15 protein-coding genes and 1 pseudogene are annotated in these 21429 nt (G+C 69.8%); 10 read left to right on the forward strand and 6 right to left on the reverse strand.

The window, feature by feature from the left end; all coding sequences use genetic code 11:
- Positions 1-1325: peptidylprolyl isomerase (locus IPI43_28855; protein MBK7778079.1), on the forward strand; the 1325-nt coding region annotated here is incomplete at its 5' end.
- Positions 1326-1361: 36 nt separating this feature from the next.
- Here the strand turns inward: IPI43_28855 and IPI43_28860 are convergent.
- Positions 1362-1904: a TlpA family protein disulfide reductase gene (locus IPI43_28860; protein ID MBK7778080.1), complete on the reverse strand. Its 543-nt coding sequence runs from the start codon at positions 1902-1904 to the stop codon at positions 1362-1364.
- A gap of 478 nt (positions 1905-2382) precedes the next feature.
- Here IPI43_28860 and gshB point away from each other — a divergent pair, with 478 nt between their 5' ends.
- On the forward strand, positions 2383-3324 hold the full coding sequence (gshB, locus tag IPI43_28865; protein ID MBK7778081.1) for a glutathione synthase: 942 nt from the start codon (positions 2383-2385) through the stop codon (positions 3322-3324).
- Positions 3321-5441 (forward strand): hypothetical protein, encoded by a 2121-nt coding sequence (locus IPI43_28870; protein ID MBK7778082.1) that lies wholly within the window; start codon positions 3321-3323, stop codon positions 5439-5441. The genes gshB and IPI43_28870 overlap by 4 nt, the downstream gene beginning before the upstream one ends.
- Before the next feature lie 38 nt (positions 5442-5479).
- Here IPI43_28870 and IPI43_28875 read toward each other — a convergent pair whose 3' ends face one another.
- Positions 5480-6082, reverse strand: a complete 603-nt coding sequence (locus IPI43_28875) for an HD domain-containing protein (GenBank protein ID MBK7778083.1) — start codon at positions 6080-6082, stop codon at positions 5480-5482.
- A 549-nt stretch (positions 6083-6631) separates the two neighbouring features.
- Here IPI43_28875 and IPI43_28880 point away from each other — a divergent pair.
- From IPI43_28880 to IPI43_28890, 3 genes are all read left to right on the forward strand, one after another.
- Positions 6632-9334 (forward strand): putative metal-binding motif-containing protein, encoded by a 2703-nt coding sequence (locus IPI43_28880; GenBank protein MBK7778084.1) that lies wholly within the window; start codon positions 6632-6634, stop codon positions 9332-9334.
- A 40-nt stretch (positions 9335-9374) separates the two neighbouring features.
- Positions 9375-11426, forward strand: coding sequence for a CRTAC1 family protein (locus IPI43_28885; GenBank protein ID MBK7778085.1), 2052 nt, complete (start codon positions 9375-9377; stop codon positions 11424-11426).
- A 65-nt stretch (positions 11427-11491) separates the two neighbouring features.
- Positions 11492-11929, forward strand: coding sequence for an SRPBCC domain-containing protein (locus tag IPI43_28890; protein MBK7778086.1), 438 nt, complete (start codon positions 11492-11494; stop codon positions 11927-11929).
- 38 nt (positions 11930-11967) lie between these two features.
- Here IPI43_28890 and IPI43_28895 read toward each other — a convergent pair whose 3' ends face one another.
- A complete protein-coding gene (locus IPI43_28895) occupies positions 11968-12432 on the reverse strand; it encodes a hypothetical protein (protein MBK7778087.1) in 465 nt (154 codons plus the stop codon).
- Between the two features lie 234 nt (positions 12433-12666).
- Between IPI43_28895 and IPI43_28900 the strand changes: the two genes are divergently transcribed.
- The 4 genes and pseudogenes from IPI43_28900 to IPI43_28915 all read left to right on the forward strand — a co-directional run bounded on the left by IPI43_28900 (position 12667) and on the right by IPI43_28915 (position 17099).
- Positions 12667-13935, forward strand: a complete 1269-nt coding sequence (locus IPI43_28900; protein ID MBK7778088.1) for an FAD-dependent oxidoreductase — start codon at positions 12667-12669, stop codon at positions 13933-13935.
- Positions 13935-14719 (forward strand): annotated as a pseudogene (locus IPI43_28905) (DUF1365 domain-containing protein). Before IPI43_28900 ends, IPI43_28905 begins: the two are co-directional and overlap by 1 nt.
- A gap of 104 nt (positions 14720-14823) precedes the next feature.
- On the forward strand, positions 14824-16017 hold the full coding sequence (locus IPI43_28910; GenBank protein MBK7778089.1) for a class I SAM-dependent methyltransferase: 1194 nt from the start codon (positions 14824-14826) through the stop codon (positions 16015-16017).
- Positions 16014-17099, forward strand: a complete 1086-nt coding sequence (locus IPI43_28915; protein ID MBK7778090.1) for a class I SAM-dependent methyltransferase — start codon at positions 16014-16016, stop codon at positions 17097-17099. Before IPI43_28910 ends, IPI43_28915 begins: the two co-directional genes overlap by 4 nt.
- Positions 17100-17400: 301 nt before the next feature.
- On the opposite strand, the gene IPI43_28920 is transcribed toward IPI43_28915, so the two are convergent.
- The 3 genes from IPI43_28920 to IPI43_28930 are packed head-to-tail and all read right to left on the reverse strand — an operon-like array spanning position 17401 to position 21321.
- A complete protein-coding gene (locus tag IPI43_28920) occupies positions 17401-18384 on the reverse strand; it encodes a PEGA domain-containing protein (protein ID MBK7778091.1) in 984 nt (327 codons plus the stop codon).
- Positions 18385-18434: 50 nt separating this feature from the next.
- Positions 18435-19340: a hypothetical protein gene (locus tag IPI43_28925; GenBank protein MBK7778092.1), complete on the reverse strand. Its 906-nt coding sequence runs from the start codon at positions 19338-19340 to the stop codon at positions 18435-18437.
- A 31-nt stretch (positions 19341-19371) separates the two neighbouring features.
- The gene (locus tag IPI43_28930) at positions 19372-21321 is read right to left on the reverse strand and encodes a YgiQ family radical SAM protein (GenBank protein MBK7778093.1); all 1950 of its coding nucleotides are present in this window, start codon (positions 21319-21321) and stop codon (positions 19372-19374) included.
- Positions 21322-21429 lie beyond the last annotated feature (108 nt).

Here is a 21429-nt window from a genome sequence, read left to right on the forward strand (position 1 = left end):
AGCGCCTGATCGACCAGCGCCTGCGTTGGCTGGGGCTCACCCCCGGTGAGTTCGCGCTGTGGCAGGTGGAAGAGGCGCTCGCCCAGCGCATGCGCCTCATCGTGATCGAGTCGGTCTCGGTCAGCCCCGCCGAGGTGTGGAGCGCCTACGAGCGTGAGCGCGAGCTCGCCAGCATCGCCTACGTGCGGTTCTCGCCGCGCTACTACCGCGACCAGCTGCAGATCGACGAGGCGGCGCTCACGGCCTGGATGGCCGAGCACACGTCGGAGATCGACACGCGCTACGCCGGCGAGCGCGCCCGCTTCACGGGCCTCGAGGCGCAGGTGCGGGCGCGCCACATCCTGATCAAGTTCGAAGAGACCGACACCGACGAGGTGAAGGCCGCGGCCCGCGCACGCGCCACCGACCTGCTGCGCCGCCTGCGCGCGGGTGAGGACTTCGCCACGCTGGCGCGCGCCAACAGCGAGGACACGGGCACCGCCACGCTCGGCGGCGACCTGGGCTTCAACCCGCGCGGCCGCATGGTCCCGCAGTTCGACGAGGCGCAGTTCGCGCTCGAAGAGGGCGCCATCTCGGACCTGGTGGAGACCCGCTTCGGCGCCCACATCATCCAGGTGGTGGACAAGCGCGAGGGCGATGTCCCCGAGGCCGAGGCCAAGCGCGAGATCGCCGAGGGGCTGTACCGCGAAGAGCGCGCCGGTGAGCTGGCGTCCGAAGCTGCGGTGCGGGCGCTGGCCGACCTGCGCGGCGGCGTGACCCCCGACCAGCTGGCACGCACGCTCCAGGGGCTGCCGCTCGAGGCGCCCGTGGACGCCGAGGGCAACCCCGTGGAAGAGGACGCCCCCGAGCTGAGTGGCCTTGCCCCGTCCCTCGAGCGCGCCGAGAGCTTCGGGCGCTCGGGCAACCCCATCCGCGGCCTGGACGGCGCCAACCTCGTGCGCGCCGTGTTCGACATGGCCGAGGGCGAGACCATGCCCACCGAGCCGCTGCGCGTGGGGTCCGAGTTCGTGATCTTCCAGGTCACCGACCGCCAGAGCGCCGTCCGCGAAGAGTTCACGGACGAAGAGCAGACCCGCATCCGCGATGGCCTGCGCAGCGCGAAGCAGCGCGAGGTGCTCGCCCAGCACATCGCCGGGCTGCGCGCCCAGGCCGAGCGCGACGAGGCCGTGTTCATCAACCCCGAGATCCTGCGCTACGGCGACGAGGTCGAAGAGACGGAAGAGGACGCGGAGGACGAGGACGAGGGCGAGGCTGCCGAGGGTGAGGGCAGCGCCGCCACCCGCGAGGACGAGGCCGATCCCGCCCCCGCCGAAGCCGCCGAGTGACCCGAGAGCCGCGCCCCCAGCGCGGCTCTTCTGCTTTCAGCGCAGGGCGGCCGCGACGGCCTGCTCGAGCTGCGCGTCCGAGACCTCGCCCACGAAGGTGGCCGACACCTGGCCCGCGTGGTTGATGACGAAGGTGGTGGGCACCGAGCTGATGCGGTACTCGCGCGCGGTGGCCTGCGAAGCGAGGCCGATGGGGAAGCTCATGCCGAACGACTGCGCGGCGCGTGAGATGTGGGTGAGGCCGACCGGCGAGTCGGGCACCTGGTCGACTGACAGCCCCACGACCTTGCCCCCGCGCGACACCAGGCGCTGATGCGCGCGGCTGAGCACGGGCGCTTCGTGGCGGCAGGGGCCGCACCAGCTGGCCCAGAAGTTGAGCACCACCACGTGCCCGCGCTCGGCGGCCAGGTCGAACGTCCGCCCATCCGCGAGCGTGGCCTGCACGTTGGGCGCGAGCGTCCCGGCGGCGAGGGCCGGCGAACCGAAGGCACCGCCACCGAGACTCCAGAGGAGCGCGAGCGCCAGGCCCCACGGAGCGGCGAGGCGGAAGACACGACGGGGGGTGGAGGCGGAGGCCATCTAAACGGATGATACGACAGGACGGGCGGAGTGTTACCCCCCGGTGAGGCCGAGGCCGAGGCCGAGTCCGAGGCCGAGGCCGAGTCCGAGGCCGAGTCCGAGGCCGAGAGTCGAGTCCGAGGCCGAGTCTGAGGCCGAGGCGAGTCAGCGGGCCGGGGCCGAGCCGCGGCGAGGCCCCACTCGGTCCACGGTGGGCCCGGCGCAATCCCCAGGGGGTCCAGCTGCGCTGCCCGTCGGACGCATGGGCGTGCAGGAGCCAGACGGCCGCCACCGCCGGGGCGGGGCAGGGGGTTGGCAAGGGCGTGGGGGGACCCGGAAATCAAACGCAGCGCAGCGAAGTGCCGATTTCCAGGGAGTCCCGACAGGACGCGCCAGCGCGTCCGTGCCCGCCGCGACCCCTGCCCCGCCCCGGCGGATCGATCCCGCCACCAGCACGCCCGCACTTTCCAAACGCCACCAGAGCAGCTACGACCCACGCATGCGCTGCGTGATCGTCATGGACCCCGTCTCCACCGTCCTCGTCAACGAGGACACCACCTTCGCGCTCATGCTGGAGCTCGAGGCGCGCGGGCACCGGGTGGACCACTGCCTCGTGCAAGACGTGCATCTCCACCAAGGGCGCGTGCACGCCGCCGTGCGCCAGGCGCGCAGCTCACGCACGGCGTTGCCGCCCGTGCAGCTGGGGGAGCCCGAGCGCGTGTGCCTCGAGGACGTGGACCTGGTGTTCATCCGCAAGGACCCGCCCTTCGACGAGCACTACCTGTGGCTCACGCTGCTGCTCGAGCACCTGCGCGGGAAGACCGCCGTGCTGAACGACCCGCGCGGGCTGCGCGACGCCAACGAGAAGCTCTACGCGCTGCACTTCCCCGAGGTGATGCCGCGCACCACCGTGGACAGCGACAAGGCGCGCATCAAGGAGTTCGTAGCCAGCGTAGGCGGGCGCGCCGTCATCAAGCCCATCGACGGGCACGGCGGCGAGGGCGTCTTCGCCATTTCGCTGGCGGACAAGAACATCAACGGGCTGATCGAGCTGGTGACCCGCAGCGGCAAGCGCGTGGCCATGGTGCAGGCCTTCATCGACGAGGTGGTGGAGGGCGACAAGCGCATCCTGCTGGTGGACGGCGAGCCGCTCGGCGCCATCCTGCGCGTGCCGCAGGGGGACGACGTGCGCAGCAACATCCACGTGGGCGGGTCGGTGAAGGCCACCACGCTCACCGAGGCCGACCAGCGCGTGGTGGCCGCCGTGGCCCCCAAGCTGCGCGCCGACGGGCTGGTGTTCGTGGGGCTCGACGTCATCGGCGGGAAGCTCACGGAGGTGAACGTCACCAGCCCCACCGGCATCCAGCAGATGATGCGCCTCGACGGCGTGAACTACGCGGCGCGCGTCATCGACGCGTTCGAAGCGAGAGCGGCGCGTTGAGCGAGCGCGTGCGCGGCCGGCGCCCGGGACGCACGCGGCTGACGCTGGCGCTGCTGGGAGCGCTGGCGCTGCTGCCCGCCTGCCGCAGCGCACCGAGCGCGAGCGCGCTTCGCGAGGTCCGCGCAGGAGACGACGCGTTCCAACTGACGGTGCTCGAGGATCTGTCGCGCGCGCACGACGTGTTCCGCAGCGCCCAGGCGGTCTACAGCAGCACGGACCGTGGGCTCTACGTCTACCCCACCAGCGGGCCTCCGCGGCCCACGCGGCTCGGTCTGTCGGCGGGGCTGCCCAGCGAGGACGTGCTCGCCGCGCGGCTCCTGCCCGACGACACGCTGGTGGTGCTCACGTCGCGCGGGCTGGGCGCCGTGGCCACACGCGCAGGGGTGTCGGCACCGGAGCTCCCCGCCCCGCCGCTCGGCGTGCTCTACGACATCGAGGTGTATGATGGCCTGCTCTACGCGTGCGGCGAGCTGGGCCTCGGGCGCCTCGAGCGTGTGGCAGCCGGCGGCTGGCGCACCCTGAGCGAGCTCCCGGGAGAGCCGCTCACCTGCCACGACCTGCAGCTGGGGCGCGACGACACGTTGTTCGTGCTGGGGGAGTCCAGCCTGGCGCAGCTCGAGGGCGACGTGCTGCGTGAGCACCGCGCGCCGGCGTTTCCGCAGGGCCGCCCGCGCGCCCTGGCCGAGGGCACGGACGGTGAGCTCTACGTGCTGTTGGAGCGTGAGGCCGGCGGTGAGCTCGCGCGCTTCCATGCCGGCGCGTGGTGGAGCTACAGCTGGACCGCGGTGAGCGGAGATGCGCCCGTGGTGGGCCTCATCGCACAGGCCGGAGTGCCGCTGCTGGTGACCTCGGACGCCGTGCTGGCGCTGAGCGCCGAGTCGCGCGGAGGCACCCGCTTGCGAGCCACGGCACAGCACACGGGCAACCCCCTGCTCTTCCGCACCACGCCCAGCCTGCCGCGCGCCACGGCCCCGCTCGGCCTCGAGGCGCACCGCTCGCGCAGCGCACCACTCGTGTCTGCACCGGTCGCCACGGACGAGCCCGACGCCGCCCCCGCGCTGTACGCCCACGCGCTGCCCCAGGTGGGAGCGGCCTACGAGGCCGCGTTCGCGTCGAGCGAGTGGGTCTACCTCGCGCAGCCCGGCCGCGGCCTGCTGGAGGTGGGCGAGGCACGGCGTCCGCTCAGCGCCGCCGACTTCCGTGACCTGCGCCCGCTCACGCTGGCGATCGACGTGCGCGGCGGGACGTGGCTGCGCGCCGACGACGGAACGCTCGTGCGCGTGGAGCAGGGCGAGGCCCGCGTGTACCCACACGGGCGCGCATCGGCGCTGCTGGAGAGCCACGACGCCACAGGTGCCCCCCACGCGAGCGACCCGTGGGCGGCGCTGGTGAGCCCGGCTGGCGAGGTGGTGCTGGTCAGTCCGACTCCCAGCGGCTGGGTGGAGCAGGCACGCGTGCCGGATGCCCAGCAGCTCGCGAACGTGCGCCTCGGGGTGCGCAGCACGGACGGGCACATCTGGCTCCTCGCCCACGGCGGGCGGGCGGAGTGGCCGCGCGGCTACGGCCTCGCGCACCGTGACCCGGAGGGTGTGTGGTCCTTCGTGGACGTGCCCCTCGAAGCACGCGGCGCGCTCGACGCGGTGACGCAGCTGGTGAGCCGCGGGGACGTGGCCTTCGTGGCCGGCCCGGGCGGCCTCGCGCGCGTGCCGGCGCAGGGCGCAGCCGAGGTGCTCTTCCGTGGCCCCGTGTCGGACCTCGAACGCGCAGGCAGCACATTGGCGTTCGTGGCCGACGGCAACCTGTTCCAGCTGCACCTGGATGCCGCAGCGGGAACACGCGCGCACCCCGTGCCCTTGGACGAAGAGGCAAGCGAGGCGCTTCGCCGCGTGAACCCTGCCGGCTTCGCGCTGACTCCGACACACGCGCTGATCACGGGCGAAGGTGGCCTCGTGCTGGGCACGCTCGCGGCCGAGACACCGGGAGAGCTGGCCGGCGGCGCATGGGAAGCGCTGCTCGGCTCGGCCGCAGGCCTGCTGGCGCACGACGTGGATGTGGGCGCGCAGGGCACGTGGGTGGCGCGTCGCGACGGCGCCGTGCTGCTGTTCACGCCGCGTTGAGGGCCACCCCCCCTCGGCCCCGCCGAGGGCGGATCGGCTCAGCCCCGGCTCACACCACCCAGCGCGTGCATGCGGTCCACCTGGGCGTCCAGCTCGTTCAGCAGCACGTGCTCCCAGCCGTCCGAGAGCGCCGCCACCACGGCGCGGTAGTACCAGAGCGTCTGGGCCTTGTCGGCGCTGAAGCGCTCGAACACTTGGTCGCCCACCTGCACCTGGTCGCGCACGATGCACTGCGCGTTGTGCAGCTTGTCCGCGGCGCTGATGAGCTTGAGCTCTGCCGGCTCCGTGCGCAGCCGCTCCACGTAGCGCTCCTTGCGCTCCGACCAGGAGGGCTTCGGATGCGTGGTGGAGTCGCTCAGGGCCATGACCAGCCGGGCGACCCGCTCGCCGAAGCGCGCGACCAGCACGTCGGTGTGGGCGCCGTGCACGTCTTCCAGGTAGTCGTGCAGCACGGCCGCCACCATCTGCTCCTCGTCGCCGCCGTACTCGCCCACGGTGCAGCAGACCTGCAGCAGGTGGGTGACGTAGGGCACGCCCGAGCCCTTGCGCACGCGGAAGCGAAACTGCTCGGCCGCGAAGCGCAATGCCTCGTCCAAGCGCTCGCTGTAGCAGGGGCCAGGGGCTTCGGAGCGGCGCGCCATTGCGGCGACCATAGCAGGTCGGGGGGCGGCTGCTATCGGCCTGCCTCTGCGAGGGAAGGACGAGCAGGCGTGGAATAATTGCGCATCGTCCGTTGACGCGAGCTATCCTGCCATGAAAGCATCCGAAGGCAGTATTTCGGCATTGTTTCTCCTCTCGTCGTCACGAGGACCGCTCATGTACACATTTCTACGCACAACGGCCACACTCGTGTGCGCACTGCTTCCTGTCCTCATCTTCGGCTGCGCAACGGGTGAACCTACTCTGACCGAGGACGGCGGACAGATGACGCCCGACCTGGGGCGCGACATGTTCGTGCCACCCGTCGACGGGGGACTGGACTTGGGGCCCGGCAAACACGGTGGGCGTGTGCGGCGAGTGCAGCAGCAGACCGTCAGTGCGAAAACGATGCCCGCTGCATTCTGTCCGGCGGCCGCAACTTGTGCTTGCTGGACTGCACGAGCGAGTTCGAGAGCTGCCCGAACAATTCGTTCTCCTGTGTGAGTCAGACTGGTGTCGTCGGAAATTTCTGTGTTGCCACCAACTGTTGCGTGGACAACGACGGCGACGGCTACGGGCTCGGGATCGACTGCCTCGGTGACGACTGCAATGACAACCCCGCTGGCGGTGGCAGCGACATCTTCCCCGGAGCACCCGAGATCTGTGACGGCGTCGACAACAACTGTGTCGGTGGCATTGACGAGCCGCCCACCGACTGCGCGGCCGCGGGTTGCGAGCTGAACGATGACTCGGTGACGTACTCGGAGTTCGAGGCGTCGTCGTGTGAGACCGGGGCATGCACGGTCCCCGCGCTGAGCGGCTGTGGGAACTACACTTGCGATGGCGGCGGCGCCGATGGCGACGCGTGCGCCAACACCTGCCTCGTGCTCGTTTCCGGTGTGGGCGCCGTGCAAGACGATACCCGGTGCATCATCACATCGCACTGCGTGGCCGCAGGCACCTGCGTGCCGGACCTGCCAGATGGCTCCGTGTGTCTCGAGGACACGGACTGTGGCTCCAGTCACTGTGAGAACGGTTTCTGCTGTGCTGACGGAGACTGCTGTGGCACCGAGAACAGCGACTGCCCGGGCTTTGGCACGAGCCAGGCTGTCTGCGAAAGCCGGGCAACGTGTCAGGGCACGCGCGGCATCGTGGAGTGCAACGTCAGCTCTCACATCTGCAGCACGCAGGAGGGGGTGGCAGATGACACGCGCTGCAACAACACGGAGCCGGCACGCGAGTGCGGCCTCTTCCTGGACACCTTCTGCGACGGCACCGCCGATCAAGACCCTACGGACACAGACTGTCTGACCGTGTGCACAGGCGATCAGGACTGCGACTCGGGAGCGTTCTGCAATGAGAACGGGACTTGCGAGCTTCCCCGCCCCGATGGTCGTCCATGTGGCGACGACAACTACTGTGAGAACGACTTCTGCACCAATGGCTTCTGCTGCGATGGGCGGACCGGCGACGACTGCTGTGGAAACGCCGACGACTGTCCGGCGTCGTACTCCGACGTGCGAACGTGTACGTCACCCTCCACCTGCACGGGCTTCAGGGAATACGCAACGTGCATCAACAGCATCTGCGATACCAACCTGAACACCTCGGACGCGACCGCGTGTTCGTCCGCCGACCAGCAGAGCAACTGCGGTCTCTTCCCCCCCATCTTCTGCACGGGGACCTCGTTCCCCAACATGTGCGAGATCTTCTGCGAGAGCGAGGCCGACTGCGACGCGAACGCGCATTGCGACCCCGACGGCACCGGCTTCCAGACGTGCGTCTTGGACGTGCCGAACGGAAACTCTTGTGACGAGTCCAGTGACTGCTCGGGCGGACACTGCTTCAACGGCTTCTGCTGCGGCACGGACGCTTCGGGTGTCTGCTGTGCCTCGGCCAGCAACTGCCCGGGTTCGTTCACCACCGCAGCCACGTGCAACAACCCAGCGACCTGTCAGGGGTCGCGCTTCGACGCTCTGTGCACCAACAACCAGTGTGCGACATCCGTATCGCCCACCAACGTGCCTAGCGCCTGCACTGGGTCGCTGGCCAGCTCGTGTGGCTTCTTCGATGACGCGTTCTGCCAGGCGAACGGCACCGCAAGCTGCATCACGAACTGCACCTCGTCCACGCAGTGTGACGAAGGTGCCAACTGTATGAACGGCGCCTGTGTCCCCAACGCGGGTCAAGGCGGTGCTTGCACCAATGACGCAAACTGCAGCGGCGGCCTCCTGTGCATCGATGGGGTCTGCTGCAACGTGCCCTCGGGGCGCTGCGAAGGCTCGTGCGAAGCCTGCAACGTGGCGGGCAGCGTGGGCGTGTGCGCACCGATTCCCACGGGCACCGACCCAGCGAACGAATGTGCGGGCATCAGCTGTGATGGCTACTACGCCAACTTCACGGGAGATGCCTGCTACGAGCGCGTCGATCGCGCCGACAACGAAGTGGGCTGCCGCGGCGGTTCGTCGCGCAGCTGTCAGACCGCACCCGACGTGTGTCCCACCTCCGGCCGCACGCCTAGCCCGATCGTTTGCAACGCGTCGTGTCAGGACCCCGTGAATGGCACCTGCGCCGGCACGTCGCCCGGACAGTGCCAGAACGTGACAGGCTCCAGCGTCAACTGTGGCGTGGGTGCCTGCTTGCGGACCGTGAACTCGTGTAGCAACGGTGCCCCGCAGTCGTGCGTGGCCGGCCCTCCCTCCACCGAGGTCTGCAACCGGGTCGACGATGACTGCGATGGGCAGGCGGACGACCGCTTGGCCATCGGTGACCGCGCCGACACCTGCACCAGCAGCGCGACGCACACCGCCAACCGGGCCGGAGACAACAACTGGGTCACCGCAGCGGCCATTGCTGAGGCGCTCTACGACCCTGACCAGCAGAACCCGACCGGCGACGTGGACTTCTACTACATCCAGGTCAACGGAAGCGGAGACTGTGGCTGGGAAGACGAGGGTGCCCAGATGCGCGCCCAAATCTCGGTCCCGTCCAGCGCCTCTGGTTCATACCGCCTCTGTGTCGAGTACTCGGGCGGCGGCGGCTGCGGGAGCACTGTGGACGACGCGTGCGTCGACGTGGCACCCGGGCAGACCTCCGGCTGGGTCGAGGTGACCAGTGAGAAGTTCGAGCCGCCTGGCACTGGCTGCAATGACTGGACGCGCTACGCGACGGTCCGCGTCTCCCCGACGACGAGCGGCTGGTCGTGTGACAACTACCAGATCACGCTCTCCGGGCGTGAGTACGACCCCTGGTGATGCCGTGAGAGAGGGCGCGCGATGCTGGTTGCGCGCCCTCGTGCTTCTGGTGGGTGTGCTGCCGTCCGCAGCTGACGGTCAGTTCACCGAGGTGAGCGACGACAGCGGACTGATCGCCTACCACCTCGGGAGTGCTCAACAAGCTGGCTGCACCTTCTCCACGGCACTCTGCGGGAGCTACCTATTCCTGGGTGGGTTTGTGGTGGGCGACCTCGATCGCGATGGCGACCGCGACGTCGTCGCTCCTCGCTTGGGCGCCACCCCGCTCGTCTTTCTTTCCGATGGCACGGGCGGCTACGCACGACGGACCATTGGACTGGGGCTCGACCGCGAGATCTTCGCGGGAGGCGCAGCGCTCTTCGATGTGGACCGGGATGGTGACCTGGACCTCCTAATCACTGGACACGGGGACGCGCAGCACTTTCTCTACATCAACGAGCTCGAGACGGGACGACTTCGTTTCCACGAAGATGCCGTGGCTCGGGGCATCGCGGAGCAGGGCTTCGAAGCCCACGCGGCCGTCGTGGCGACGCCGAGCGACCCCGACCTGGATGGGGATCTCGACGTCTACGTTGGAGAGTGGAGTCGACGAGGCGTGTTCGAGTGCGGAGCCGGACGGGGGCGCTTCTTTCGCAACCTGGGGCCCGAGCGCGTTGGCCACTTCGAAGACGCGACGTCCGCCGTGGGCCTCGATGTCGCGGACCGTTCCCAGAGCGAAGAGCACTCGTTCGAAGGCGTGTTTGCGGACTTCGATGATGACGGTTGGCTCGACTTCTGGCTGAGCGGTGACTTCGGAACGAGCTCACTCTACTGGAGCGAACAGGGCCGCTTCTCCCGCGTACGGCCCCCCTCTCCCGGCATGAACGACATGGGCGCCACCGTGGCTGACTTTGACGGCGATGGCAGACTCGACATCTTCACCGTGGGGATTTTCGCGCCGCTCGAATCAATCGACGGCAACCGCCTCTACCTGAACACGGGCGCTCGGGTTTTCCGCGACGCGACCGACGAGCTGGGCGTTCGCCGGGCCGAGTGGGGGTGGGGAGCGGAGGCAGCCGACATGGATCTGGATGGCGACATCGACCTCTTGGTGTCTTCCGGGTTCTTCTCGGCGGACCCGGGCGCTGGCCCAGTCTTTCTCTTCGAGAACGAGGGCGGAAGCATGACGACGGACGCCTATCCCGACGGGCTCCCGGGCTCGGTCGGCCAGGGCCGTGGGATCCTGGCGGAGGATGTGGACAATGACGGCGACCTGGACGTGATGGTGTCGTACTTCGACGACCGCATCCGGCTGTTCCGCAACGAACTGCCCATCGGGCGAAACTGGATGCGTGTGCGCGTCCGCGATCGCCACGGGGGTGACGGGCACGGCGCCCGGGTCACGGTGACTGATTCGTCAGGCCGCTCTCAGATCCGGGAGCTCGGGCATCAAGGAGGCCACACCGCAAGTGCGACACCCCTTGCCCACTTCGGGTTCGGGTCACTCGAGGACAGTACCGTTGAGGTCCGCGTGCGTTTTCTCGGTGGGCTAGAGGCCACTGTCACGGCAGCAACTCGGCAAGAGGTGCTGATCGAGGAGCCCAACGCACCTCCGGTCATCGGTCCGGCCGCTCCACTCGACGCATCTGTGTGGGACTGCGATGGCAATGGCCGCCTCGATGCTTGCGGTGCTGACTGCGACGAGGACGGAATCGCGGACGCCTGCGAAATCCTCACGGCGCCCGCGCTGGACTGCGATGGGGATGGGCTACTGGACTCGTGTGGCATCGCCCTGGGGCTCGCCGTGGACTGCGACGCGAGCGGAGCTGTCGATACGTGCGAGCTCTCTCCGACCCGTGATTGCGATGGCGACGGGCGGCTCGACTCCTGTCAGGCCGCCTCGGTGGTGTGCACGAGGCTCGACATGGGGCCCATGCCAGTGGATGGCGCCACGCCAGAGGTGCCGCGGTCCGGCTCGCCGCACTGCGCAGCGAGTCCGACACACCGCCCCCCCTCCGCCAACACATGGCCAGCCCTGGCATTGGCCTACGTCGTCGTCTGGCGAATGCGCAGACGAAGGTGCGGCCCAACAGGCAAAGCGGCGAAATCCTAGGGAGGCATTCCTCCGCTGCGAGGCAGATCGACTTGTCCGGCCGCCGCCTCTATAGTGCCGCCACCATGCCTCAGATCGTTCATGCCCTCGACATCGACGCGCCCCTCGACCGGGTGTGGCGCGTGCTCACCGACAGCGACCAGTACGCCGAGTGGAACCCGCTCATCAAGCGCATCAAGGGCAAGCTGGCCCGTGGGTCACGCGTGACCTGCGCGTTCGCCGCCGAGGGCAAGACCTTCAACGTGCCCGTGGAGATCACCCAGTGCGACGGGCAGAAGCTGGTGTGGGTGGGTCCTCCTCAGCGCTTCTTGCACCGCCTCGCGCGCGGCGAGCACTACTTCGAGCTGGTGGCCCTCGAGGGCGGCCGCACACGCATCTTCCACGGCGAGCGCTTCACGGGCCTCGCCTTCGAGATCCCGTGGTCCAAGCTCGAGCCCATCGTCAACCCCGCCTACAAGGTGTTCAACGACGCGCTCAAGAAGCGCGTCGAGTCCATGAACTAGCGAGGCGTCGCCAAGTCGCCCGCAGGGCTAGGGTGTTGTCAGGGCAGGATGACACCGTTGACCACCACTTGCTCGATGTACCAGTGCTCGCCTGCTTGCGAGCACTGGAAAACCACCTGCTGCGCGCCCTGCGGCGTGGTCAGCGTGCCGCTGACGGTGCCCGTGGTGCCGTTGATGGCGATGTTGTTCATGGTGCGGTCCGTGAACGTGGTGAGCGCCGGCATGGTGGCCACGGCCGCCGTGAACGTGTTCACGTCGTGGGTGGCCTGGTAGGCCCCGCCCATGCGCTGGAAGGCCTGCGCGTGATTGGCGGCCTTCAGCTCGTCCAAGAAGGCATCGGTGGACCCCTTGGGCCCGCTGCTCAGCATCGCGCCGATGCCCGCTCCGCCCATCGCGAGGAAGCCGCCCCCGCAGCAGCACGACAGGAGCAGCAGCACCCCGCACGTGATCCCCACGATCTTCATCGTGTTGTTGCCGCCGCCCTGTTCCATTCCCTGATTCATGCTGACTCCGTCCTGCTCGAGAGCGGCGAGGATAACAGAACGTCGCCGGGACCGAGGGATTCCCTGCCGGAGACTCTTCTCGGGCGAGTGACCGGGCTCGTGCAGCATTCCGGAGGTGACCAGAGCAGACCAAGACGTTGATGAACGAAGGCCTGTTGCTTGTTCATGTTGTGTTCAAGAAAAACTTAGACATACTTAGTCACGGTCTACCTTCAGGCACGACCGAGAGTCCACATGACGACCGCCGCACCACGCCTCCAGCTCGCCATCATCGGCTCCGGGATCTCCGGTCTGGGCGCCCTGCACCTGCTGGCCCCGCACCACGACGTCACCGTCTACGAAGCGGCTGAGCGCCTCGGGGGCCACACGCACACGCACACCGTCGAGCGCTGGGGCCAGAGCTTCGCAGTGGACTCGGGCTTCATCGTGCACAACCCCGAGAACTACCCGCTCTTCACGCGTCTCTTGGCGCAGCTGGGGGTGAACAGCCGGCCCACCACCATGAGCTTCGCGGTGTCCAACGCGCGCACGGGGCTCGAGTACAACGCCACCAGCCTGGACACGCTCTTCTGCCAGCGCCGCAACCTGGTGTCGCCGCGCTTCCTGGGCATGCTGGCCGATCTCGCGCGCTTCTACCGCGAGGCTCCCGCGGTGCTCGCCCGCGCCGACATGCGCTCGGTGGGCGAGTTCCTCGAGGCCGGCCGCTACGGGGACGCGTTCCGTGACGAGCACCTCGCGCCCATGGCCTCGGCGCTGTGGTCGTGCCCCAGCGGGCAGGCGCTCGAGATGCCCGTGGCGTTCCTGGTGCGCTTCATGGACAACCACCACATGCTCTCCTTCACGGGGCGGCCCACGTGGCGCGTGGTGGAGGGCGGCTCGCACAGCTACGTGAAGGCCATCCTGGCGCGCGTCAGCGGCACGAGCGCCGTGATCCACACCAGCACCCCAGCCCTGCGCATCACGCGCGACGACGCCGGCGTCACGGTCACCTCGCGGCTCGGGGACGCGCGCTTCGACCACGTGATCATCGCCTGCCACGCGGACCAGGCGCTCGCGCTCTTGGCAGACCCGAGCCCGGTGGAGCGCAAGCTCCTCTCCGCCCTGCCCTTCGTGGCCAACGACGTGGCGCTGCACCACGACCAGCGCCTCTTGCCTCGGCATCCGAAGGCCACCGCGGCGTGGAACGCGCTGGTGCCCGAGGACCCGAGCGAGCCCTGCACCGTGAGCTACGGCATGCACCTCCTGCAGGGCATCCACTCGCCCGAGCCGTTCATCGTCACGCTCAACCGCTCGGACAGCGTGGACCCGGACAAGCTCATCGCGCGCATGCGCTACGACCACCCGGTGTTCACCAAGGAGGGCGTGGTCGCGGCCGAGCGCCTCTCTAAGCTGGACGAGGGGCGCTTCACGCACTTCGCGGGCGCCTACCTGGGCTTCGGCTTCCACGAAGACGGCTTCCGCAGCGCGGTGAACGTGGCGGCGCGCCTGGGGGTCACGTTCTGATGACCGCTGCACCGCTCGAGAGCGCGCTCTACACCGGCACCGTGCGGCACCAGCGGCTCGCGCCCACGCCGCACGCCTTCGACTACACGCTGGGGCTGTTCTATCTGGACCTCGACGAGCTGAGCGAGGTGGCGCGGCGCCTGCCGTTCTTCTCGGTGGAGCGCCCCAACCTGCTCTCCTTCCGGCGCGCGGACTACCTGGGCGACGCGCGCGTGCCGTTGAAGCACGCCGTGCTCGCGCGCGTGCAGGACACCCTCGGCCACACGCCCGCGGGGCCCGTGCGCATGCTCACGCACCCGCGCTACCTGGGCTACTGCTTCAACCCGGTCACCTTCTACTACTGCTTCGAGGCCGACGGCACGACGCTCGACACCATCGTCGCCGAGATCACCAACACGCCGTGGAAGGAGCGCCACGCCTACGTGCTGCGCGCGCGGGACGCCGAGCGCGCCGGGCAGGACGGCCTCGCGTTCACGTTCGACAAGGTGTTCCACGTGTCGCCGTTCCTGCCCATGGACCTCGGCTACGTGTGGCGCTTCACGCCGCCGGGCGAGCGCCTGGACGTGCACATGGACGCGCTGCGGGCAGGCACAGAAGGTGTTCGAGGCCACGCTGCTGACCGAGCGCGAGCCGCTCACCGTGGGCACCGTGGCTACGCGCGCTGCTGCGCCTGCCGCCCATGACGCTGAAGGTGATGGTGGGCATCCACTACGAGGCGCTGCGCGTGTACCTGAAGCGCAACCCCTTCTACGAGCACCCCAAATTCAGGAGGGCCACCCCGTGAGCAGCACCACCCACACCGCCACCACTCAGCTCGAGCTGGCCACGCCGCGCAACGCGTCGCTGGTGCGCTTCCTGCGCGGCCGCTTGCTCGCGCGCTTGGGCGCGATGCGCCACGGGGAGCTGGTGATCCGCGATGCCTTCGGGGTGATGCGCCTGGGAGCGCCGAGCCCTGATGGCCTGCATGCGGAGGTCACTGTAGCCGACACGGAGGCCTTCTACTTGGCGGCGGCGTCGCAGGGCAGCGTGGGCGTGTGCGGCAGCTACGGCGACGGCACCTGGCGCTGCGACGACCTGGTGGCGCTGGTGCGCCTCTTCGTGCGCAACACCGACGTGCTGGACGGCGTGGAGCAAGGCGGCCTCGCGCGCTTGGGTGGCGCGCTCCTCGACCGCTACCACGCGCAGAACCGCAACACGCGCGCTGGGAGCCGCAAGAACATCGCCGCGCACTACGACCTCGGCAACGACCTCTTCCGCCTCTTCCTCGACGACTCGATGATGTACTCGTCGGCCCTCTTCACGGAGGCGGACGACACGCTCGAGCGCGCCCAGGCGCGGCGCCTCGACCGCATCTGCGTGAAGCTGGACCTGCGACCGAGCGACCACCTGGTGGAGATCGGCACGGGCTGGGGCGGCATGGCCATCCACGCGGCCAAGCACTACGGCTGCCGCGTCACCACCACCACCATCTCGCAGGCCCAGCGCGAGCTGGCCCTCGAGCGCATCGCCGCGGCCGGCGTGGCCGACAAGGTCACCGTGCTGTTCGAGGACTACCGCGACCTGCGCGGCACCTACGACAAGCTGGTGTCGCTCGAGATGATCGAGGCCGTGGGTGCCGAGTACCTGGACACCTACTTCGCCAAGGTGTCGAGCCTGCTCGAGCCCACCGGGCTCGCGCTGGTGCAGGCCATCACCATCGAGGACAGCCGCTACGAGGCCGCGCGGCGCAGCGTGGACTTCATCAAGCGCTTCATCTTCCCGGGCTGCTTCATCCCCAGCGTGAGCGTCATGACGTCGGCCATGGCGCGCACCACCGACCTGCGCGTGACGTCGCTCGAGGACCTGGGCCCCAGCTACGCCCGCACGCTGAACGAGTGGCGTCAGCGCTTCATTGCGCACGAGCCCGAGGTGCGCGCCCTCGGCTACGACGAGCGCTTCCTGCGGCTCTGGACGCTGTACCTGGCCTACTGCGAGGGGGGCTTCGAGGAGCGGCGCCTCTCCAACGTGCAGCTCCTGTTCGCGAAGCCGGGCAACCGGCGCGCGCAGTTCCTGCCCGAGCTCCACACGGAGGTGACCCGATGATGAACGCCACCGAGCTGATCGAGCCCGCGCTGCGCGTGGCCAAGCGCCACGCCCTGTCGCCCATCGAGGCCGCCGAGCGGGGCCTGCTGCCCGACGCCGTGATCCGCCTCGGCATCCGTGCGCTGTGCGCCGAGCGCCTGCGCCACGAGCGCCGGGGCGGCAGCGAGGCCACGCACGCGCGCTTCCGAGAGCTGCTGGCCGGCCTCCGCGCTGGCCCCATCGCCGTGCACACCGAGGCCGCCAACCAGCAGCACTACGAGCTCCCGCCGCGCTTCTTCGAGCTGGTGCTGGGGCCACACCGCAAGTACTCGAGCTGCTACTTCCCCGAGGGCGTGACCACGCTCGAAGCCGCCGAGGAGGCGATGCTGCGCGAGACGGTGGAGTTCGCGGGCATCCGCGACGGAGAGCGCGTGCTGGAGCTGGGCTTCGGCTGGGGCTCGCTCACGCTCTTCATGGCGGCGCGCTTCCCCAACGCGCGCTTCACGTGCGTGTCCAACTCGGCGCCGCAGCGGCTCTACGTGACCGAGAAGCTGCGTGAGCTGGGCCTCACCAACGTCACGCTGCTGACCGCCGACGTGAACACGCTGGACCTCCCGGAGGGCGCGTTCGACCGCTGTGTCAGCGTCGAGATGCTGGAGCACGTGCGCAACCACCAGGCCGTGTTCGCCCGCATCGCGCGCTGGCTGCGGCCAGGGGGCGGCGCGTGCTTCCACGTGTTCTGCCACCGCGAGCTGGCCTACCCGTTCGAGCCCGAGGGCGAGGGCGACTTCATGGCGCGTCACTTCTTCACGGGCGGCATCATGCCCTCGGCGGACTTGTTCGCGCGCTTCCAGCAGGACCTGGTGCTCGAAGACGAACGGCGCTTCTCGGGCACGCACTACGCCAAGACCGCCGAGGCCTGGCTCGCACGCCACGACGCAGCGCGCACCGAGATCCGCGCCTTGTTCGAGAGCGTGTACGGCAAGGACGCAGCGCTCTGGGACCAGCGCTGGCGCATCTTCTTCCTGTCCTGCGCGGAGCTCTTCGGCTACGACCAGGGCAACGAGTGGATGGTGGTGCACCAGCGCTTCACGCGCCGCTGACCCGCGACTTCCGGCGGGGGGAAGCCTGGCGTCCCTGGTGCGCACTGGGCCCCGCTCCGCGCGCGCTCCCGGCCTTCCCGAGCGCCGAGGGCGCTCCCCTGTTCGGCACCCTCGGGCCGGGGTGCCGGGGAGGGCTCCCGGGCGTCGCGCTGATCCCGGGGGTTCTGACGCGGCCGCCGGCGGGGGCCCCGGGGGGCTGGGGGGCGGCAGGCGGCCACGACCCGGTCAACGCCACGCACCAGGGGGGTCACAACCCGGCCCACTCGCTGGGCCGCCCATCGCGGGGCCACGACGCAGCCGGTCAGAACGAGACGTTGAGCGCTGCGCTCGTGGGCGAGACGCGTGCGCTCACCTCGGGCCCCGGCTCGCTCGAGCCCCGCGAGCGCAGGATGAGGACCACGCCCGTGGCCAGCATGGCCGCCCCCACACCCACAGCCACGGCGGGCCCACGCCGCAGCTCACGCTGACTCGTGCACTCGCCGAGCGCGTTGCGGTCCGCGCAGCCGCTACGGGCGGCCTCGACCACCACCCAGAGCACGGCGCCCACGCCCGCCACCCCGAGCGCGGAGCCTGCCGCCACGCCCGCGGTGGACCCACCCGTGCGCTCGCTCGCGGCCGCGTCAGCGTCGTCTTCTGCGGGCTCGTCGCCGTCCACGCGCAGGAGGATGGGCTCGGCGCCCTGCTCCACGTTCACCTCGCGGGTGAACAAGACCTCACCGTCGGCCACCACCCGGATGCGATGCGGTCCGGTGCCCAGGCTGCCGCGGTAGGGCACCACGCCCACCGGGCGTCCGTCCACCAGCACGGCGGCCCCCTCGATGCCCGTGATCTCGAGCGCCACGCGCGTGCGCTGGCCAAAGCGCTCGAGCGCGCCGCGCGCGGCCTGCACGGCGGCCAACAGCTCGTCCGCGGCGAAATCCACCTCGGCGCCCACGGTCTCGCCCGACACGTCGGTGAGGGCCACCTCCACGCGCCCCTCGGCGCGGAAGGACGTGGGCCGCCAGACCAGCACCGTGACCGCGATGTTGGCGCCGGCTTGGGCTGCCGCGGCCGACCGACACGCCTGCGTCTCACACTCGAGCGAGAGCCCACGCGGCGCCATGACGAACACCACGCCCTGATGCTCGAGCGTGGCGCGCACCTCGGTCATGGCGTTGCTGGTCATCTCTTCGTCGGCGTCCCCCATGGGCGCCATCATCAGCGCGCGGGGCGCGTCGGCGTGCACCACGCTCGGCTGGAGAACCCCCAGGGCCAGCGCCAAGACCCACTTGCTGCGCAGCTGCATCGGCGACGGGTAGCACGGCGCATGTGGGTGCGCACGCACCCTTTCATACATCACGACGCCAGCTCCGAGAGGTGCAGCAGCGCGTACACGGGGCGCCCCTGCCGGCGCCGCAGGGTGGCGCTCATCACAAAGGCGCGCGTGGGCGAGAGCCGCAGCTGCGCCACGTCGCGGGCGGCCAGCTGGCCAGGCTCGTAGCTGACGGCACCGAGCGGCTGCGACACCGGCTCGCCGCCGCGCGGCAGCGCAGCCAGCCAAGCCTCGCGCGCGGGCCCGTCCACCAAGGGCGCGTGGCCCGGCGCCAGCAGCGTGGACTCCTCGGCGAAGCAGGCGTGCAGCGCTGCCGCGTCTCCGCGCGAGAGCGCATCCAGCAGCTGGGCACGCAGCTGCTCGGCGTCGCCCGGCACCACGCACTCGGGGCGCGGCGACGGATCATGCCGCAGGCGCGGCGCGATCTCGGCCAGGTTGCAGGGCCGATAGCGGATGTCCAGCTGGTGCACCAGGATCTCGTCCCACGCGTCGCGGCACGCGCCGTTGCTGCCCGGCAGCGCGAAGATGGGCATGCCGCGGCACACGCCCGCCGTGGCGCGCGACTGCAGCGTGGACAGCCCGATGCTGCGCATGGAGAGCGTGCGGAACACCTCGCCGAAGCCGGGGATGAGCTTGTCGCACACCGCGTGCACGGCCTCGGGCGTGATGTCGCGCTCGGTCAGCCCGGTGCCGCCGGTGGTCAGCGTGACGTCCACCTCGCCCTCGTCGGCCCACGCCAAGAGCTGGGCTTCCACTAGATCACGCAGGTCGGGCACCACACGGCGCACCACCACGTGGTGGCCTGCCTCCGTGGCGCGCGCCTCGAGGATGCCGCCCGAGGTGTCGGTGCTGAGCGTGCGCGTGTCCGACACCGTCAGGATGGCGAGGCGCAGCGGAACGAAGGAGCGAGTGGTGTCGACGCCAGGCATGCGCGGAGTACACCCGCAGCGAGCGCCCACGTCAACGCGGGCGAGGTGGCTTCACGGGACGCCCCGCCGGACGAGTGCCTGCGCCGCGCTTCCCCAAGCGGCCCTGCGCTCCCTCGCGCCCGGCCTCCTGCTTGCGCCGCTCGTGGATGCTCAGCGCCCCCTTGCCCGTGGCGGGCGGCACCAGGCACTGCTCGCGGCTGCCGATCAGGTCCCCGCGCTTCGCTTGAATCAGCGCCTCGCGCGCGAGGTCGTGCTGCGTCACGTCCCAGTACTGCAGGAGCGCCTTCTGCATGCGCTTCTCGCGCAGGCTCTTGGCCGTGTACACCGGCTTCTGCGTCTGCGGGTCCAGCCCCGTGTAGTACATGCTGGTGGCCATGGACATGGGCGTGGGGATGAAGTCCTGCACCTGCCGGGGCCGCAGCCCGCGCTCTTTCAAGTACAGCGCCAGCTTGATCATGGCGGCGAGCGTGGAGCCCGGGTGCCCCGAGATGTAGTAGGGCACCAGGTGCTGGTCCTTGCCGGCGTCTTCCGTGGCGCACGCGAACATGTCGGCGAAGCGCTCGTAGCTCTCGGCGCCCGGCTTCTTCATCTTGTCGAGCACGTCGTCGTCCACGTGCTCGGGCGCCACGCTGAGCTGCCCGCCCGTGTGGTGCTTGGCCAGCTCGCGCACGAACTCGGGCGAGCGCTCGGCCAGGTCGTAGCGCACACCGGACGCGATGAAGACCTTCTTCACGCCGTCCTCCTCGCGCACCTTCTTCAGCAGCTGGATGAGCGGCTGGTGGTCGGTGACCAGGTTCTCGCAGACCTTCGGGTGCACGCAACTCAGGCGCCGGCAGGAGCGCTCGATGGTCTCCTCGCGGCACTTCATCTGGTACATGTTGGCGGTGGGCCCGCCCACGTCGCTGATCACGCCGCGGTAGTCGCCCATGCGGCGCAGCGCGCGCACCTCGCGCAGCACGCTCTCGGCGCTGCGGCTCTGGATGACGCGGCCCTCGTGCTCGGTGATGGAGCAGAACGAGCAGCCCCCGAAGCAGCCCCGCATGGTCACGATGCTGTGCTTCACCGTCTCGAAGGCGGGGATCTTCTCCGTGTAGCCGAAGTGCGGCGCGCGCTGGAACGGCATGTCGTACAGCTCGTCCATCAGCGCCGTGTCGAGCGGCTCGGGGGGCGGGTTGAAGTACAGCGCCTGGTCGCCGTGCGGCTGGATCAAGACGCGCCCGTTGCCCGGGTTGGTCTCCTTCTGGAAGTGCCCGCTCATCTCGGAGAAGGCGTGCAGGTCGGTGCTGACCTCCTCGTAACTGGGCAGCCACAGGGGCTTTCCGTCGCGCACCTTGGTGCTCTTGGGCAGCTGCTCCCAGGTGCCCTTCTGCATCACGAACGACGTGCCGCGCACGTCACGGATCTGCGAAATGGTCTCGCCCGCGCGCAGGCGCTCGGCCACCTCCCACACGGGCCGCTCGGCCATGCCGAAGATCAGCATGTCGGCCTTGGCGTCCAAGAGGATCCCGCGGCGCACCTGGTCGCTCCAGTAGTCGTAGTGCGCGATGCGCCGCAGCGACGCCTCGATGCCGCCCAGGATGATGGGCACGCCGTGCTTGCCGAACGCCGCGCGCGCGAGGTTGGAGTACACGATGCTGGCGCGGTTGGGGCGCGAGCCGGTCTTCCCACCCGGCGAGTACTGGTCGTCCGAGCGCACCTTCTTCTGCGCGGTCAGCTTGTTCAGCATGCTGTCCAAGTTGCCGGCGGTGATGCCCACCATCACGCGCGGGACGCCGAGGCGCAGCAGCGAGCTCGGGTCGTTCCAGTCGGGCTGCGCGATCATCCCCACGCGGAAGCCACGCGCCTCGAGGAAGCGGCCGATCAGCGCGCCGCCGAACGCGGGGTGATCCACGTAGGCGTCGCCGTTGATGATCAGGATGTCTATGGCGTCCCAGCCGCGCGCGTCGAGCTCCTCCTGCGAGGTGGGCAGGAAGGCGCGCAGGCGGTCGTCGGGGGCGCCGGGGCCACGACCGGGCCCGCGCGCGGATCGGGCTTGCTGCTTGCCGCTCAGCTGGACTAGCTCACTCACGGGGCGACCGTACCGCGGTTT

This window comes from Sandaracinaceae bacterium, assembly GCA_016706685.1.
Classification (GTDB): domain Bacteria; phylum Myxococcota_A; class Polyangia; order Polyangiales; family Houyiibacteriaceae; genus JADJJE01.

Bases quoted from the DNA above. Each gene is read 5' to 3' on its own strand.
- IPI43_28895 (MBK7778087.1), bottom strand. From the start codon at position 12,432: ATGAATCAGGGAATGGAACAGGGCGGCGGCAACAACACGATGAAGATC.
- IPI43_28890 (MBK7778086.1), top strand. From the start codon at position 11,492: ATGCCTCAGATCGTTCATGCCCTCGACATCGACGCGCCCCTCGACCGG.
- IPI43_28900 (MBK7778088.1), top strand. From the start codon at position 12,667: ATGACGACCGCCGCACCACGCCTCCAGCTCGCCATCATCGGCTCCGGG.
- IPI43_28925 (MBK7778092.1), bottom strand. From the start codon at position 19,340: ATGCCTGGCGTCGACACCACTCGCTCCTTCGTTCCGCTGCGCCTCGCC.
- IPI43_28910 (MBK7778089.1), top strand. From the start codon at position 14,824: ATGCGCCACGGGGAGCTGGTGATCCGCGATGCCTTCGGGGTGATGCGC.
- IPI43_28875 (MBK7778083.1), bottom strand. From the start codon at position 6,082: ATGGCGCGCCGCTCCGAAGCCCCTGGCCCCTGCTACAGCGAGCGCTTG.
- IPI43_28915 (MBK7778090.1), top strand. From the start codon at position 16,014: ATGATGAACGCCACCGAGCTGATCGAGCCCGCGCTGCGCGTGGCCAAG.
- IPI43_28920 (MBK7778091.1), bottom strand. From the start codon at position 18,384: ATGCAGCTGCGCAGCAAGTGGGTCTTGGCGCTGGCCCTGGGGGTTCTC.
- IPI43_28860 (MBK7778080.1), bottom strand. From the start codon at position 1,904: ATGGCCTCCGCCTCCACCCCCCGTCGTGTCTTCCGCCTCGCCGCTCCG.
- gshB (MBK7778081.1), top strand. From the start codon at position 2,383: ATGCGCTGCGTGATCGTCATGGACCCCGTCTCCACCGTCCTCGTCAAC.